This is a genomic window from Paenarthrobacter nicotinovorans (genome assembly GCF_007670255.1).
Taxonomy (GTDB): Bacteria; Actinomycetota; Actinomycetes; order Actinomycetales; family Micrococcaceae; genus Arthrobacter; species Arthrobacter nicotinovorans_B.
The window spans coordinates 67,265-82,310 of record NZ_SZVS01000008.1 but is presented as its reverse complement, the minus strand read 5'-3'; the positions used below and the strand labels follow the sequence as shown (position 1 = coordinate 82,310).

Here is a 15,046-nt window from a genome sequence, read left to right as displayed (position 1 = left end):
TCGCTTAGCCTGCCTTCACGGGCACATCGGCGAAGATCGCTTCAATGACGTTGTTGGCCCACTGCAGGATCTCGGCATCCTGGAGGTCCCGTCCGCCGATCCTGGCGGTCTTGGGCTTGGGAATCAACACGGCGTCCAAGGCTGGCTTGACCTGGGAACCCGGGTACATGCGGTTTAGGCGCATGGTTTTGGATTCGGGCAGTTGCGCCGGCGAGAAGCGGATGAAGTTGCCTTGAAGTGCGACGTCGGACAGGCCGGCCTCGCGGGCACCAACCCGGAAGCGGGCCACGGCAATGAGGTTTTGGGCCGGGAGCGGCGGCTCACCGTAGCGGTCCACGAGTTCGGCGAGGACTTCGTCGATCGCTTCGTGGGTGGTCGCAGCTGCGAGCTTGCGATAGGCCTCCAGGCGCAGCCTCTCCCCCGGCACGTAGTCGTGCGGCAGGTGGGCGTTGACGGGCAGCTCGATCTTCATTTCGGCGGCCTTCTCCTCCGCCTCGCCACGATATTCGGCCACGGCCTCGCCCACCAGCCGGATGTAAAGATCGAAGCCGACGCCTTGGATATGGCCTGACTGCTCTCCGCCCAGCAGGTTGCCCGCACCACGGATTTCAAGGTCCTTCATGGCCAGCTGCATGCCCGCACCGAGCTCATTGTGCGCTGCCACTGCCTTGAGGCGCTCCAAAGCCACCTCGCCCAGGGGCTTTTCCGAGGGGTAAAGGAAGTAGGCGTAGGCACGTTCGCGGCCACGGCCAACACGGCCACGGAGCTGGTGCAACTGCGAGAGGCCGTACTTGTCTGCTCCGTCCACGATCAAAGTGTTGGCGTTGGAGATGTCCAGGCCCGTCTCGATGATGGTGGTGCAGACCAGGACGTCGAAGCGCTTCTCCCAGAAGTCCACAATGATCTTCTCCAGGCGGCTCTCGGACATCTGCCCGTGCGCCACCTCCACCCGCGCTTCAGGGACAAGCTCCCGGATCTGGGCGGCGATGCGCTCGATCGAGGACACGCGGTTGTGGACGAAGAACACCTGGCCCTCGCGCATGAGCTCGCGGCGGATCGCTGCCGAGGTCTGCTTGTTGGTGAAGGGGCCCACGTACGTCAGCACCGGGTGCCGTTCTTCCGGCGGTGTGGCCAGCGTGGACGTTTCCCGGATGCCCGTGAGAGACATTTCCAGGGTTCGCGGGATCGGCGTGGCACTCATGGCCAGGACATCGACGTTGGTGCGCATCTTCTTGAGCGCTTCCTTGTGTTCGACGCCGAAGCGCTGTTCCTCGTCCACGATGACCAGGCCAAGGTCCTTGAACTCAAAGTCCTTGGACAGCAGCCTGTGTGTTCCGATCACCACGTCCACGGCACCGCTCTTGACGCCCTCGGCAGTCTCCTTGGCTTCCTTGGCGGTCTGGAACCGGGACAAGGGCCTCACCCGGAGGGGGAACCCCGAAAAACGTTCAGTAAACGTCTCGTAGTGCTGCTGCGCCAAGAGCGTGGTGGGCACCAGAACTGCCACCTGCTTGCCGTCCTGGACAGCCTTGAACGCCGCGCGGACGGCGATCTCGGTCTTGCCGTAGCCCACGTCACCGGACACCAGCCGGTCCATGGGGATCTCGCGTTCCATGTCCGCCTTGACCTCGTTGATGGTGGTCAACTGGTCAGGAGTCTCCACGTAAGGGAACGCCTCCTCCAACTCGCGCTGCCACGGAGTATCCGGGGCGAAGGCGTGCCCCCGGGATGCCATACGGGCCGAGTACAGGCGAATCAGTTCGCCGGCGATCTCCTTGACAGCTTTGCGGGCCTTGGACTTGGTGCTGGCCCAGTCCGCGCCGCCCATCTTGCTCAGGGCCGGAGTGTCACCGCCCACGTAGCGGGTCACCTGGTCCAGCTGGTCCGTGGGCACGAAGAGACGGTCGCCAGGGGCGCCGCGCTTCGACGGCGCGTACTCCAGCACCAGGTACTCGCGCAGTCCGGCATCGGACGACGACGTCCCGGTCACCTTGCGCTGGATGAGCTCCACGAACCGGCCGATGCCGTGCTGCTCGTGCACCACGAAGTCCCCGGCGTGCAGCTGGAGCGGATCCACCGCGTTCCGTCGCTTGGACGGCATGCGGCGCATGTCCTTCGTGGAACTGGCCGAGGCGCGGCCCAGGAGGTCCGCCTCCGTCAACAGCCCCAGTTTGAGTCCGTCCAGGACAAAGCCACGGCCGACGGCGGCAGTGGTCACCTCAATGATGCCCGGCTGGGGTTCGTTATCCAGGGACTCGACGCGGGAACACGGAATCTCTGCGTCATGGAACAGCTCGGCCAGCCGCTGGGCGGGACCAGGGCCATCGGTCACCACTACAACGCGCCACTGATCGCGGACGCGGGAGCCGATGAACTCGAGCATTTCAGCGACGTCGCCCTGGTAGCCGCGCGGTTCCCTGGCACGCATGTTGAGGACATCAATGTCCAGGACCAGGTCCTCGTCCGAGGCAAGGGAGGTGATGGACCACCAGGAAACGCCGTGTTCCAACGCGGCGGAGCGAGTGTCCGTCAGCGAGCGGAAACTGGCGGCATGCAGGTCTGTCGAAGCCTGGGACGACAGATCCAGTGGCGCCGCACCGCCGTCGGACGCTGTTGACCAGGCCGCTTCCAGGAACTCTTCATTGGTCGCCGCGAGGTCGTGCGCGCGGGTGCGTACCTTTTCGGGCTCGATGACCACCGAGAGGGAACCGGCCGGGAGCTGGTCCACGAACGGAACCATGGCATCCACCAGCACCGGGGCCAGGGATTCCATACCCTCAACAGCGATGCCACCGGCGATCTTTTCCAGCATGTCTGCTGCGGCCGGCATGTCGGCCTTCAGCTTGGCGGCGCGGGACATCACGGAGGGAGTGATGAGGATTTCGCGGCACGGAGGGGCGTGCAGTTCCGTGGGGTGGTGGACCCCTGGCGCGGTCAGGGAACGCTGGTCGGCAACGGCGAACCAGCGCATCTGGTCTACCTCGTCGCCAAAGAACTCCACACGGATGGGGTGGTCCTCGGTGGGCGGGAAGACGTCAAGGATGCCACCGCGGACGGCGAATTCACCACGATGGGTCACCATGTCCACGCGGGCGTAGGCGGCGTCGGACAAGGCGCGCACGACCTCGCTGAAGGACCGCTCCTGCCCGACCTGCAGCGTCACGGGAACGAGGTCGCCCAACCCGGCCACAATCGGCTGCACCACGGCGCGAACGGGAGCCACCACCACCCGCAACGGGGCCGCCGTCGAGGTTTCCGGGTGCGTCAGGCGGCGCAGCACCGAAAGCCGCCGGCCCACAGTGTCCGAGCGCGGCGAGAGACGCTCATGCGGAAGGGTTTCCCAGCTGGGGAAAGCGGCAACGGAATCCGCGGGGAGGTAGGAGGCGAGGGCGGCTGTGAGGTCTTCGGCTTCCCTGCCCGTGGCAGTGACAGCGAGGACCACCGGCGCGCCGCCACCATCGGCAGCGGCATCGGCCAGGGCATCTGCCATTTCGGCGATCAGGACGGCCCGCATGCCGGTGGGGGCGCTGATCTGGTAGTCGGTGTTGCGGTCGCTGAAGGGCCGCTGGGCCTCTGTACGAACGCGCGCAAACGTCTTGTCCTCCGCCAGTGCGCGGCGCAGACCGTTGAGGCTCATGGCAGAAACTCCTAGGGTGGGTCCAAGGGCAGGCAACACAAATGCCCGGAAATTCAGAAGAATGCCGGGTCATTCCAGCCTACCTCCACCCCAGCCCCAGGAGTTCCTTTGCAGCCTTCGGAAGCTACGCATTCCAACACCCCGCACAACACTAAGACGGTGCTGGTGACCGGCGCCACAGGTTATATCGGTGGCCGCCTGGTCCCGCGCCTCCTTGAAGCCGGTCACCGCGTGAAAGTCCTGGTCCGTACGCCCCAAAAGATCGCCGACGTGCCGTGGCATAACGACGTTGAGATCATTGAAAACAGCCTGTCCGACGCCGACGGCCTCACCGAGGCGCTCCAGGGCGTGGACGTCCTGTACTACCTGGTTCATTCCATGGCCTCAGGCAGCGGCTTCGAAGCCAAGGAAGAAGCCATGGCCCGCTTGGTCGCCAAGGCAGCGACGGAGGCCGGCGTCGACAGGATCGTCTACCTCGGTGGACTGCACCCGGAGAACACGCAACTTTCCACGCACATGCGCTCCCGCGAGACCGTGGGCAAGGTGTTCCTGGAGTCGGCAGTGGACTCGATTGTGTTCCAGGCCGGCGTGGTGATCGGTTCGGGCTCAGCGTCCTTCGAGATGATCCGGCATCTGGCAGACACGCTCCCGGTCATGCCCGCACCCAGCTGGGTCAACAACCGGATCGAAGCCATCGCCGTAAGGGACGTGCTGCATTACCTGGTGGCCGCTGCCGACCTTCCGGACAAGCTGAACCGCTCCTTCGACATCGGTTCCCGCGACGTCCTGAAGTACAAGGAGATGATGAACGAGTACGCCGTCGAACGCGGGCTCCCCCGGCGGCTGGTCATCGCCCTTCCCGTCCCTGCGCCCAAGCTCGCCGGCTTGTGGGTTGCCCTGGTCACCCCCATCCCGCTGTCCATGTCCCTGCCGCTGGTTCAGTCACTACAGCATGACGCCGTGTCGCGGGAGCACGACGTCGACCGTTACATCAAGCAGCCCGACGGCGGCCTGACCCCCTACCGCCGCGCCGTCGCCTTGGCGCTGGGCAAGGAACGGGACGGCCAGGTGGAGACCACGTGGGCCAATGCGGGCATCGACGCCGATCCCCTGCCGAGTGACCCCGACTGGGCCGGCTACAAAGTGTTCCTGGACGAGCGGACCTTCCACAGCGAGGCCAAGCCGGAATACGTGTGGACCATCATCGAGGGCATCGGCGGCAAGAACGGTTGGTACTCGATGCCCTTGGCCTGGAAGGTGCGCGGTTGGCTGGACAAGCTGCAGGGCGGCGCGGGACTGTTGCGGGGCCGCCGACACCCCAAAACGCTGAACACGGGCGAGGTTGTGGACTGGTGGCGGGTCGAAGCCATCGACCGTGGCCACCTGCTGCGGTTGCGGGCCGAAATGCGTGCTCCCGGCGGTGCTTGGCTGGAGTTGGGTGTGGAGCCCGACGGCGACGGCAGCCTCTATAAGCAGCGCGCCATTTTCTTCCCTCGGGGCCTGGCTGGCCGGCTCTACTGGTTGGGCGTGTACCCGTTCCATGGGTTCATCTTCCCCTCGATGGCCCGCAACATCTCAGCGGCTGCAACAGAGCTCCAGGACGAAGCGCGTTCCAGTGAGTCCGCCCGGACCCCGTAGGATGTTGGGAGCTAAAAAGCTTCACCACCACCATCCACGGAGGACCCATGGCCCTGAGTGCATCCACCACCCTGCCCCACAGCGTTGACCGCGTAGCGGCCGTCTTTGTCGACGAGGATTTCCTGCGCCACACGAGCGAATACGTGGGCGGCTCGTTGGAATCGTTCGCCGTCGACGGCGACACCGCCGGTGCTTTCACCACCACCACGGTCCGCACGCTGCCCACCACCCGCCTGCCGGAGATCGCGCGTAAGTTTGTTGGCGAAACCCTCAAGGTAACGCAGACCGAGGAGTGGGAAGCCCCCGCTGCCGACGGTTCACGCGCCAGCAAGATCGCCCTGAAGATCGCCGGCGCCCCGCTGGACGTCACCGCGGTCCAGCGGCTCGTCGCTGAGGGTGGCAGCACCCGCATCGAGCTCGAAGGCAACGTGACGTCGTCGGTTCCGTTCTTGGGCGGAAAGATCGCCGACGCTGCCGAGCCCATGGTGGGCAAGGCCCTGGGCATCCAGTCGCAGCAGGCCCAGGCCTGGCTCGAAAGCCACTAGCGTGCAGATTCCCGCAATCCTTGCGGTTGTGCTGATTGTGGCCGGTATCTGGTCGCTGGTTGTGTGGCCGCAGTTCCTCAAGCGCGTCATGAAGGACCCCCGGGCCCGCGACGCCGCAGGCAAGGCCACCAAGTTCCTGACCGTTCACGTCGTCCTGGTCACCATCTCCATGGTGCTGGGACTCGCGACGGCGGTCATCGGAATCGCGGGCCTCGTCGCCTGAGTTCCACCCAACTCGGGGACAGTAAACGCTCCATTGAGCCGTCATTGGAGCGTTTACTGTCCCCTGGTTGGGTAGGATGGACAGTGGTGTGCCGGGAAGTCTGGTCGGCGGAGTCTTAGTGATACCCCGAACCAGGCAAGGAACCCCATTGGCCCAGCACTCACCACCCGTCTTCTCCCGCTCCAGCTACCCCGAGTACCGCCGGATCCTTTCGATCCTCCGCACGGAAACCGTTGGCGGCGCACTCCTTCTGGCAGCCACAGTCGTTGCCCTCATCTGGGCCAACTCCCCCGCGGCAGCCGGCTACTTCGCCCTCCGCGACCTCAAGCTCGGCTTCGAACCCTGGCACCTTGAGCTCAGCCTCGGCCACTGGGCATCCGACGGGCTACTCGCAGTCTTCTTCTTCCTGGCCGGCCTGGAACTCAAGCGCGAATTCGTGGCCGGCGAGCTCCGCAAGCCCGCCCGGGCAATCGTCCCGGTGGCGGCGGCGATCGGCGGAGTCGCAGTCCCGGCCCTGATCTTCGTCCTGTTCAATCTCGGATCACCTGAAACCCTCAAGGGTTGGGCCATCCCCACGGCCACGGACATCGCGTTCGCCTTGGCGGTCCTGGCGGTCATCAACACACACCTGCCCGCGGCGCTCCGGACATTCCTGCTCACCCTCGCCGTAGTGGACGACCTTATCGCCATCGGCATCATCGCCTTTTTCTATTCCACCGGCCTCCAGCCGCTCATGCTGCTGGCCGCCGCAGTACCGTTGGCCCTCTTCACGTTCCTGGTGCAGAAACGGATCCGCAGCTGGTACCTCCTGGTGCCGCTGGCCTTGGCAACCTGGGGTTTCGTGCACGCCTCCGGCATCCATGCCACGGTGGCAGGCGTCCTGCTCGGTTTTGCCGTGCCGGTCTTCGCGAGCGGGAAGAAAGGCGAACCGGCCGAGGGTTTGGCCGAGCACTTCGAACACCGGCTCCGCCCCTTCTCAGCGGGTTTCGCAGTGCCAGTGTTCGCTTTCTTCTCCGCCGGCGTGGCCCTGGGCGGACTGGAAGGCATGGGCGACGCACTGAAGGATCCGGTGGCCTTGGGCATCGTTGCAGCTTTGGTGGTGGGCAAGGCCGTCGGTGTCTTCGGCACGACGTTCCTGGTCACCAAAACCACCCGGGCGACCCTGGATTCGAGCATCGCGTGGATCGACCTCTTCGGCCTCGCGCTCCTGGCCGGCATCGGTTTCACAGTCTCGCTGCTCATCGGCGAGCTGAGCTTCGGCGCCGGCTCGGCCCACAACGACCACGCCAAGGTGGCCATCCTGGCAGGTTCCCTGCTCTCGGCGCTGCTGGCCGCCGTCGTGCTCAAGGCCCGCAACCGGCGGTACCGGAAGGTTCAGGCGGACGAAGAACGGGACGACGACGGCGACGGGGTGCCTGACGTCTTCTCGCGTGCCTAGGCCTGGGGTACTTGGCTTGTGGTCGCCTGGTTGAGTGCGTCCTCAGCGGCGACCCAGGAGATCATGGCGCACTTGACGCGGGCCGCGTAACGGGCAACCCCCTCAAAGGCAGCGGCATCGCCCAGGATCTCCGGATCAGCCTGGACCTTTCCACGGGAACGGAGTACCTCGCGGAAGTTGTCGATCACCGAGTGCAGTTCCGTAACGGACATGCCCTCCCCCAGCTCGCTCAGCACGGAAGCCGAAGCCATGGAGATCGAACAGCCCGCACCATCCCAGCTGATTTGTTTCACGGTCCCGTCCGCGACGGCCAACCTAAGCGTTACCTCGTCCCCGCAGACCGGGTTCAACTGGTGCGATTGGCCGGTAGCGGCTCCTGACGGTGCCTGTGTTCCGGCGAGGCCGCTGCCGTGCCGCTGCTTGGAGTGGTCAAGGATGATCTGCTGGTACAGCTGGTCAAGACTCATGGTGCCGACGCCCGTTTCTTCAAAAAGTCGTTGTGGTCAGGCCTGGAAGTAGGCCCGTACTCCGGAGACGGCATCGAGGAAGGCATCGACGTCGTCCGTGGTGTTGTAAAGGTAGGTGCTCGCCCGGGTGGTGGCCGTCAGGCCGAGGCGGCGGTGGAGCGGCTGGGCGCAGTGGTGGCCGACCCGGACGGCGATGCCACGGTCGTCAAGGAACTGCCCGACGTCGTGGGCGTGGACTCCGGCGACATCGAACGCTGCCAAGCCAATCCGTTCGGCACCGGATGCCGGACCGACGACGCGGATGCCCTCAATGCTCTCAAGACCCTTGACCAGGCGCTGGCCCAACGTCGCTTCCCAAGCGTGGATGCGGTCAATTCCGGTCTCGGAAAGGTAGTTCACGGCGGTTGCCAGCGCCACAGCCTGGGAGATGCGCTGTGTTCCGGCCTCGAAGCGCTGCGGCGGGGGCAGGTACTCGGCGCGTTCCATGGTGACCGTGGTGATCATGGAACCACCGGTCAGGAACGGCGGCAGGACATCAAGGAGCTCCTGCTTGCCGTAGAGCACTCCGACGCCTGTGGGAGCCAGCATCTTGTGGCCGGAGAACACCGCGAAGTCGACATCGAGCTTCTTCACGTCAACGGCCATATGGGGAACCGACTGACAGGCATCCAGAACCACCAGCGCGCCTACGCGCCGTGCCATGGCAACGAGGTCGGCCACGGGATTGATGGTGCCCAGGACGTTCGAAGCCTGCGTGAAAGCCAGCAGTCGGGTCCGGTTCCCAATGATCTCCGCTGCGGCATCGAGGCGCAGGGCGCCGTCGTCGGTGATGGGAATGTACTTCAGTGTGGCGCCGGTGCGGAACGCGAGCTCCTGCCAGGGAATGAGGTTGGCGTGGTGTTCCATTTCGGTGACCACGATTTCGTCACCCGGGCCGATGGCCAGGTCCTTCAATCCGGAGCCGCCCCGGCCCTGTGCAGCCCACAAAGCCGCGTTGGACAGGGCGTAGCTGACGAGGTTCAGGCCCTCGGTGGCGTTGGAGGTCCACACGGTTTCTTCGTACCGGGCGCCGATGAAGTCCGCCACGGTCTGCCGGGCGTCCTCGAACGCCTCGGTCGCTTCGACCGCAAGGTGGTGCGCTCCGCGGTGTACCGCTGCGTTGCGTTGTTCGTAGAATTCCTGCTCAGCTTCGATGACACTGAGCGGATTTTGCGAGGTAGCGCCGGAGTCGAGGTAGATCAGGGGCTTTCCGTTGACCAGCTGATCCAGCACCGGGAAGTCGTTCCGGATCCGCAACACCTCCGCGTTGTCCATGGCATGCACGGACTGTTGCAACGAGACGGGAGTTGATACGGCAGTCAAGGGGCGCTCCTTGGAAAATCCTTCAGGGACTCCCCATTATCCCACGCAGGGCCCGATCGGGCAGTGTGCCGTTCAGCACGTCAGCTGCCTGCCCTCCCGGGGAGCCACCCCAGCGGCGGCACAGTCCCGCTGCCCAGGACGCTGCGAAGCCGCTCAACCAGGGCGTCCGACCTGCGGGCCGCCGCAGCGCGTGAGCGGGCCCTGTACGCAGGAGCCGCCTTGGCACAGCAGAGCTCGGCGTGGGCGAACAGCCGGTCGGCGGACAGCGAGCGCCCCGCCGCTTCCAGTGCCTTGGGCTCGTCCTCCAACAGGGCGCCAGCAAAGGAGCGCAGGGCGGCCCCTCCAGCACCCTCGACGGCGGTCGCGGCGGCCGCCAGGCGGCTCAGCACGGCATCGTCGACGACGGCGATGCTGCTTGCGTTGAGCGCCAGGAGGGAGAGAGCCTCGGCTTCGAGCAACACCTTGCCCTGGTCGTGGAGCTGCCCCGCCAGCGCCGGAAGATGCGTCGCCGTGCCTGAAGCGACGTCCCGGGCTGCTGCAATGTAGAGGGAGCTGAGCTGGGGCAGGAGGTCTTCGGGCGATGTCCTGGCCGAAGCCCTGTGCGCTTCCCGGGTACCTCGTTTGGCCCGGGCCAGGGCCGCGGCCAGGTCACCGGTCAACGCTTCGCAGTAGGCCAGCATCGCCTGGGCGAAAGAGCGGACCGGCGGCAGGCCGGCGTCGGACAGTTCCGCCAGCACCTCCTCCAAGGTCACGCGCGCAGCCCGCGCGAAGCCTTGGCTGAGCTGGACATAAGCCCGTGCAACCTCCGAACACTCGGCCACAGGCCTGGGTATGTCGTGGGCCGGATAATCCAGAAGCGGACCCATGGCGTTCCAGCCAAGGTTGTGGCGCAAGCAGATCACGTGCCGCAGAAGCACGCCGGCACGGAACGTTTCCATCGCCGGATCATTGCCCACGGCCTTCATTGCCTGGGTGGAACGCACCAGGGCCTGCGTTGCCGCGCCGGAGGGGAGCAGCCGTTCGGCCTCGCGGACATCCGCTGTGATCCGGCCCGCGGGGTCGTCGGCGACCTCCCCGGCAGGCAGATCACCCCGCACCGCACCCAGCAGCTCCAAGGCCATCAGCCGATGGCCGGCGTCGAGCTTCACCTCATCCGGACCTGCCATCGCCAACTGCCGAAGGACCGGCGTGGCTTCGGCTATCCGGCCTTCGGCAATCAAAGCCCTCGCCCTGATCATTCCGGCTTCTTCCACGTGATCGGCTCCTTTGACCGCTGCTGCCGCTTGGAGCACGAGTTCAGCGGTGGAGGGGCGGTCCGCGACAGGCGCTGCGGCCAAAAGGAGCTCATCGGCGAGGTCGAGGCCGCAGTCCAGGGTCCAGGTCATCCATCGCAACATGCTCGGCGCCGTCTCCCGGGTGAGGCCCGGTTCCTCGATCTGCTGGTGGAGGGTAAGGCTCCGGGACCGCGGGACAGCAAGCCGGGTAGCCTCGCCCCACAGCCATGAACCCATACGAACCATGGGTCGCCAGCCTGGCATCAGCCTGATACGACGGTCCGCCAGCAGGTTTTCCACGGCTTTCTGCCCACAATGGCGTTCCAGGATCTCGAAGGCGACCGGCTCGGCCAAAGCGACCAGTTCCAAAGCGAGCCGCTCCTCCGCCGGGCGGACTTCATTGTCCGCTTGGACATGCTCCACAACGCCCGGCCAGTAGCAGTGGGCGCGGGTGTCGATCGTCCAATAGCCCTCCCGCCGCACCAGAAGCCCGGCACGCCGCGCGTCCTCCACGGCGAGGCACAGGACGGCCACATTGAATCCGCTCATCGTTGCAAGGAGGCTGCTCGCCCGTTGCTGGACCTTCCCGCCCAGGAGGGACACGCACACTGCATGCGCTTCGGTGAGGGTGAACGGCGGCAGGAGGTACTGCTCCATGAAGCCGTCTTCCCAGAGCTGGTACAGGTCCTGGGGCAACGGGCGCCGGCTGTCCGCGGTAGCTACGAGTTTGGCACCGAATCCGGGAATGAGCTGCAGCAGGACCCCAAGGGACGCTGGGTCGACGTAGTGGATGTCGTCCACCAGAAGGACCAGCTGGGGCTTGGAGGACAGGTCATGCCGTTTGCTGCGTCGGCGCAAGGCAGGAGCCGAGTACACGTAGCTCGCAGGCCCAAGGGTGTTGGTGAGGGCACGAAGGACGTGGAGTCCCGGCATCGGCCCCTCGTCCATGGCCGCATCGGGGCGGTGGGCCGGTGGGTAGTAGCTGGATGCGGCCGTGGCGCTCACTCCGGGCCTGGGTGCCGCGCCGGGAACCCCCTGGGCAAGGACTCCGTACTGGGTGGCATCAAGGCTTCCGGCAAAGGTGCGGACATCCATGGTTTCGGGGAGGCCGGCCTTGAGCGAGAGCAGCAAGTGGCTTTTTCCGGAACCTTTCTCTCCTGCGACCACGATTCCTGTGGTGGAGGGAGAACGTACCGTGGAAAGAACCAGCTCCAGCAATTGTGCCCTGTCGGGGAAGTGCGGGGATCCCAGCCTGGCTGTGACGTGGTCTTCGTCCAGCCAAGGGTCCGGCAGCATGCACACTCCAATTGCAGCAGTCCCATGTCCGGGAAAGTTTTGTTTGGCGATTCGCGGGTCCCTGGCTTAGAAGCCGGCGGCGGCTGGGGGGAGAGTCTCGGTCTCAGAAGACTCTGTCGCCGCCGGCTTCGTTCAGGGCCGGACCACCTTCCGGTGGCCGGGGCATCGGCTAAAGAGACCACCGATGCGATTGATGCGACTTTCGGAATCCCGGTGATGCTTGGGGCTGAACCGTTCTTCCAAGATCAATATTGCCGGGGGCGCAAAAGCCAAACACCAGTAATCGGTACTCGATTACTTGGAGGCTTTTTACCGGCCGATACTGTGTTGTACTCAGTACCCGCAGGCGGCACTACTTGGTTCCGACACGAAACGCAGGCCGATTACTCCAGCGATTGGCTAAATCCTGCGGAAATTGGGCACAGGGGTGCCAAGGGTCTCTTTGGGGTACTCAAGCGGACACTGCGTCAGCGTCGGACAGCAGAGCCAAGATCTTCACGACGGCGGATCCCCAGCTTCGCGTAGCTGCGGTACAAATGCCCCTCCACGGTTCGGACCGACACCATGAGTTTCTCCGCTATTTGGCGATCGGTGAGGCCCGAGACGGCCAGCGCGACGATGTCCTGCTCACGACGCGTCAGTGGCACCGAGTGATCGGAATCGGTGTGTGGATCGCGGACCAGGGAGTCGCCCATGCTCGCCTCGCTGACGTCCCGCATGACGGCCGCCTGTCGGGCTTCGGGGCGTTTGCCTTCGGCGTCGAAGGTTGCGGCCGCTTTATCGAACGCCGCCGCAGCCGGACCGGGCATCCCTGCCGCGGACATGAGGTTTCCCGCGTTCACGAAGCCCTGTCCGGCGCCGCTGAGCTGTGCTGCGGCCAATGATTGCCATCCTGCCGCCCAGGCTCCGGTCATCCGGGAGGCAGTTTCTTCTATGGACGCAGTGGCACCGGCGTCCCCGAGCTCCGTCCTGAGGACCAGGTTTTGCAGGAGCAAGCCCGGCAACGCGTGCAGGCCCCCGGCTTCCGGCAGTTCCCGAAGCTTCTGCAGTCCGGACCCTTTGCTGAGAAGTTCATGGCCGGCCAAGGCGAAAAGGCCGGCGAGCGCCTCCACGTAGCTGTTGCCCCTGCCGGGGACCTCTTCGCCCGCCAAGCGTTGCGCGAGCGACGCGTTGCCGGACTTGGCTGCCGCATACAGCGCCAAGGCGTGTCCCAGGCTGACGAGCAGCTGGGGGTCCTTCACCCGGAGTGCCTCGACGGCCGGAGTGAGCAGTGCCATGGCCTGGTCCGTGCGGCCCTGACGCACGAGGGCCAGCCCCTTGAGTGTCTGGATGTCTCCCCCGAAGGTGATCAGCCCCATGGTCGAACTGGCGGCGTACCGGTCAAGGGCGGCATCGGCTGCACCCCAGTCACCCGCTTCCAGGGCCGCCAGGACGTAGCGGAGTACGACGAAATCGGCCACGTACAGCAGGTTCCCGCCATGTTCATCGAGCAGGACCAGCGCTTCGCGGCCCGCGTCGAGCGCATGCCCGGGCTGCCCCTCAACAGTGAGCAGCTCGCACTGCATGGCCAGCAGGAAGATCCGGTTCACCGCACTGTCCGGGTCATCCGTCCGGAGCTCTTCGGCAAACGAGTCCAGGCCATCGCGAAGTTCGCTGTAGCGGCCCTCTTGGGCCAGCGCGGCCAACTCCAACGTCCAGGCGTGCCGTTTGACCTGCACGGCCACGGCGTCAGAGGGGCCAGTCCCATCGGTCAGTGATTTGGCCGCCGTCCGGGCATCGGAGGCGATATCCGACGCCGAATCGCCTCGCGCCGAGCGGGCGGCCGCCCATAGCAGGCCCGCACCCGTCGGTCCCAGCGGATCGGCATCAAGGAACCCGTTGCCCTCCTCCAGCAGGCGCACGGCACTGTTATAGTCGCCGTCGTTATAGCTGACCATTGCCATGACCGCGCGGGCGCGCGGGCGCAGCGCCTCGGAGCGGACCTTGCCCGCCGCTGCAAGCGCCAACGGGTTCTGGAGGAGCTTGACGGCCAGGAACGCGGCCCGCAACAGCAGTTGGTCATCGACGTCGGCACCGCAGTCCAGCGCCCAGCTCACCGTCCGGAGCAGACCCTCGGCGGTGGTGGGTTCCGAGGCAAGGTGTTGGACCATCCGTTGCCGGATCTGGAGGCTGCGGGCGGGCGAAACGATCTGGCGGAGCGCCTCGCTGTACATGGGATGCCACATTTTAAGCGGGCTGCCGGCACCGTTCGTGGGAATGACCAGCCTGTTGTCCATCAAGGACCGTACGGTCTCCCTGCCCACCTCCGCGTCCAGCAAAGCGGCAGGGACGGGCTCGGACAAGGCGATGACAAACATTGCCTCCCGCTCGGCCTCGCTGGTCCGCAGCACCCTGTTCCTGACAACCTCGGCCAGGTTTTCGCCGCTTCCGGAAAGCTCGCCGGTCAAGAGCCACACACCGTTCCGCCGTACCAGGTTCCCGTCGGCCCGCGAGTCGTCAAGCAGGCATCGCAGCAGCAGCGGGTTACCTTCGGACAGGGCGTGCAGTACCTCGGCCGCGCTGGGCATGACGGTCCCACCCAACGTCTTCTCGACCAGTTCGGTTGAGGTGTCCTTGTCCAGGGGATGAAGCTCCAGACGCTCGGCCAGGCCGTCGTACCAGAGTTGAAGCAGCGCTGCCGGCAGACCGGGCCTGGGCCTGCTGGTGGCCACCAGCCGCGCCCACCCGGCGGTGACCAGTTCGGCAAGGATCTGGGTGCTGCCTTCGTCGAGGTCGTGCGCGTCATCGACCACGAGCAAGAGGCGCGCACCTTCGCCGCCGCGCCGCTTCTCGAACTGCGACCAGAATTCGCGGAGGATCGCTACCGGAGAAGTGGCCTGCTCAACGGGTAGATCCAGCAAGTAGGGTGCCAGGACTCCAAAGGGCACGGCAGACAGTGCAGGGCTCCCGTGGATCCGCATCACCACCATTTCCGAGACCAGGCGGGCTGCAAGCTCGTCAGAAAAGGCAGTCTTGCCAATGCCGGCGTCCGCCACGACAAGTACGGCCCCGGCGCCTTCCTGACGCAATATCTCCAAGGCCAGTTCAAGATCGGTGTCCCGGCCTACAAGGTACTCAGCCTGCATGGGCAGCCCGCACGCAGAATGTGGATGCCGCCCGCCCTATC

General features: G+C 65.6%; 9 protein-coding genes. 4 read left to right on the top strand and 5 right to left on the bottom strand.

The genetic code is table 11. The features are described from left to right. Window positions 1-4: 4 nt before the first annotated feature. On the bottom strand, window positions 5-3,637 hold the full coding sequence (gene mfd, locus FDP28_RS13510) for a transcription-repair coupling factor (protein ID WP_144661955.1): 3,633 nt from the start codon (window positions 3,635-3,637) through the stop codon (window positions 5-7). 108 nt (window positions 3,638-3,745) lie between these two features. Between mfd and FDP28_RS13505 the strand changes: the two genes are divergently transcribed. From FDP28_RS13505 to nhaA, 4 genes are all read left to right on the top strand, one after another. Further along, the gene (locus FDP28_RS13505) at window positions 3,746-5,275 is read left to right on the top strand and encodes an SDR family oxidoreductase (RefSeq protein WP_144661954.1); all 1,530 of its coding nucleotides are present in this window, start codon (window positions 3,746-3,748) and stop codon (window positions 5,273-5,275) included. Window positions 5,276-5,322: 47 nt separating this feature from the next. Beyond that, window positions 5,323-5,820 carry a DUF2505 domain-containing protein gene (locus FDP28_RS13500; protein WP_144661953.1) on the top strand — a complete coding sequence of 166 codons (498 nt, stop codon included), beginning with the start codon at window positions 5,323-5,325 and terminating at the stop codon, window positions 5,818-5,820. A gap of 1 nt (window position 5,821) precedes the next feature. Next, window positions 5,822-6,043, top strand: a complete 222-nt coding sequence (locus FDP28_RS13495) for an SCO4848 family membrane protein (protein WP_144661952.1) — start codon at window positions 5,822-5,824, stop codon at window positions 6,041-6,043. A 148-nt stretch (window positions 6,044-6,191) separates the two neighbouring features. Continuing rightward, complete coding sequence (gene nhaA, locus FDP28_RS13490; RefSeq protein WP_397321059.1) at window positions 6,192-7,481, top strand: Na+/H+ antiporter NhaA; 1,290 nt, start codon at window positions 6,192-6,194, stop codon at window positions 7,479-7,481. Here nhaA and sufU read toward each other — a convergent pair. The 4 genes from sufU to FDP28_RS13470 form a co-directional block, all read right to left on the bottom strand. Beyond that, entirely contained in the window at window positions 7,478-7,948 is a 471-nt protein-coding gene (gene sufU / locus FDP28_RS13485; protein ID WP_144661951.1) for a Fe-S cluster assembly sulfur transfer protein SufU, read from the bottom strand. The two genes, nhaA and sufU, sit on opposite strands and share 4 nt — an antisense overlap. A gap of 36 nt (window positions 7,949-7,984) precedes the next feature. Continuing rightward, window positions 7,985-9,310 carry an aminotransferase class V-fold PLP-dependent enzyme gene (locus FDP28_RS13480; protein ID WP_144661950.1) on the bottom strand — a complete coding sequence of 442 codons (1,326 nt, stop codon included), beginning with the start codon at window positions 9,308-9,310 and terminating at the stop codon, window positions 7,985-7,987. Window positions 9,311-9,390: 80 nt separating this feature from the next. After that, window positions 9,391-11,880 carry an ATP-binding protein gene (locus FDP28_RS13475; protein WP_144661949.1) on the bottom strand — a complete coding sequence of 830 codons (2,490 nt, stop codon included), beginning with the start codon at window positions 11,878-11,880 and terminating at the stop codon, window positions 9,391-9,393. Window positions 11,881-12,347: 467 nt separating this feature from the next. Next, window positions 12,348-15,005, bottom strand: coding sequence for an AAA family ATPase (locus FDP28_RS13470; RefSeq protein ID WP_144661948.1), 2,658 nt, complete (start codon window positions 15,003-15,005; stop codon window positions 12,348-12,350). Window positions 15,006-15,046: the final 41 nt, after the last annotated feature.

Coding starts and splice junctions, on each gene's coding strand:
- mfd (WP_144661955.1), bottom strand. CDS start 3,637: ATGAGCCTCAACGGTCTGCGCCGCGCACTGGCGGAGGACAAGACGTTT.
- FDP28_RS13500 (WP_144661953.1), top strand. CDS start 5,323: ATGGCCCTGAGTGCATCCACCACCCTGCCCCACAGCGTTGACCGCGTA.
- sufU (WP_144661951.1), bottom strand. CDS start 7,948: ATGAGTCTTGACCAGCTGTACCAGCAGATCATCCTTGACCACTCCAAG.
- FDP28_RS13475 (WP_144661949.1), bottom strand. CDS start 11,880: ATGCTGCCGGACCCTTGGCTGGACGAAGACCACGTCACAGCCAGGCTG.
- FDP28_RS13470 (WP_144661948.1), bottom strand. CDS start 15,005: ATGCAGGCTGAGTACCTTGTAGGCCGGGACACCGATCTTGAACTGGCC.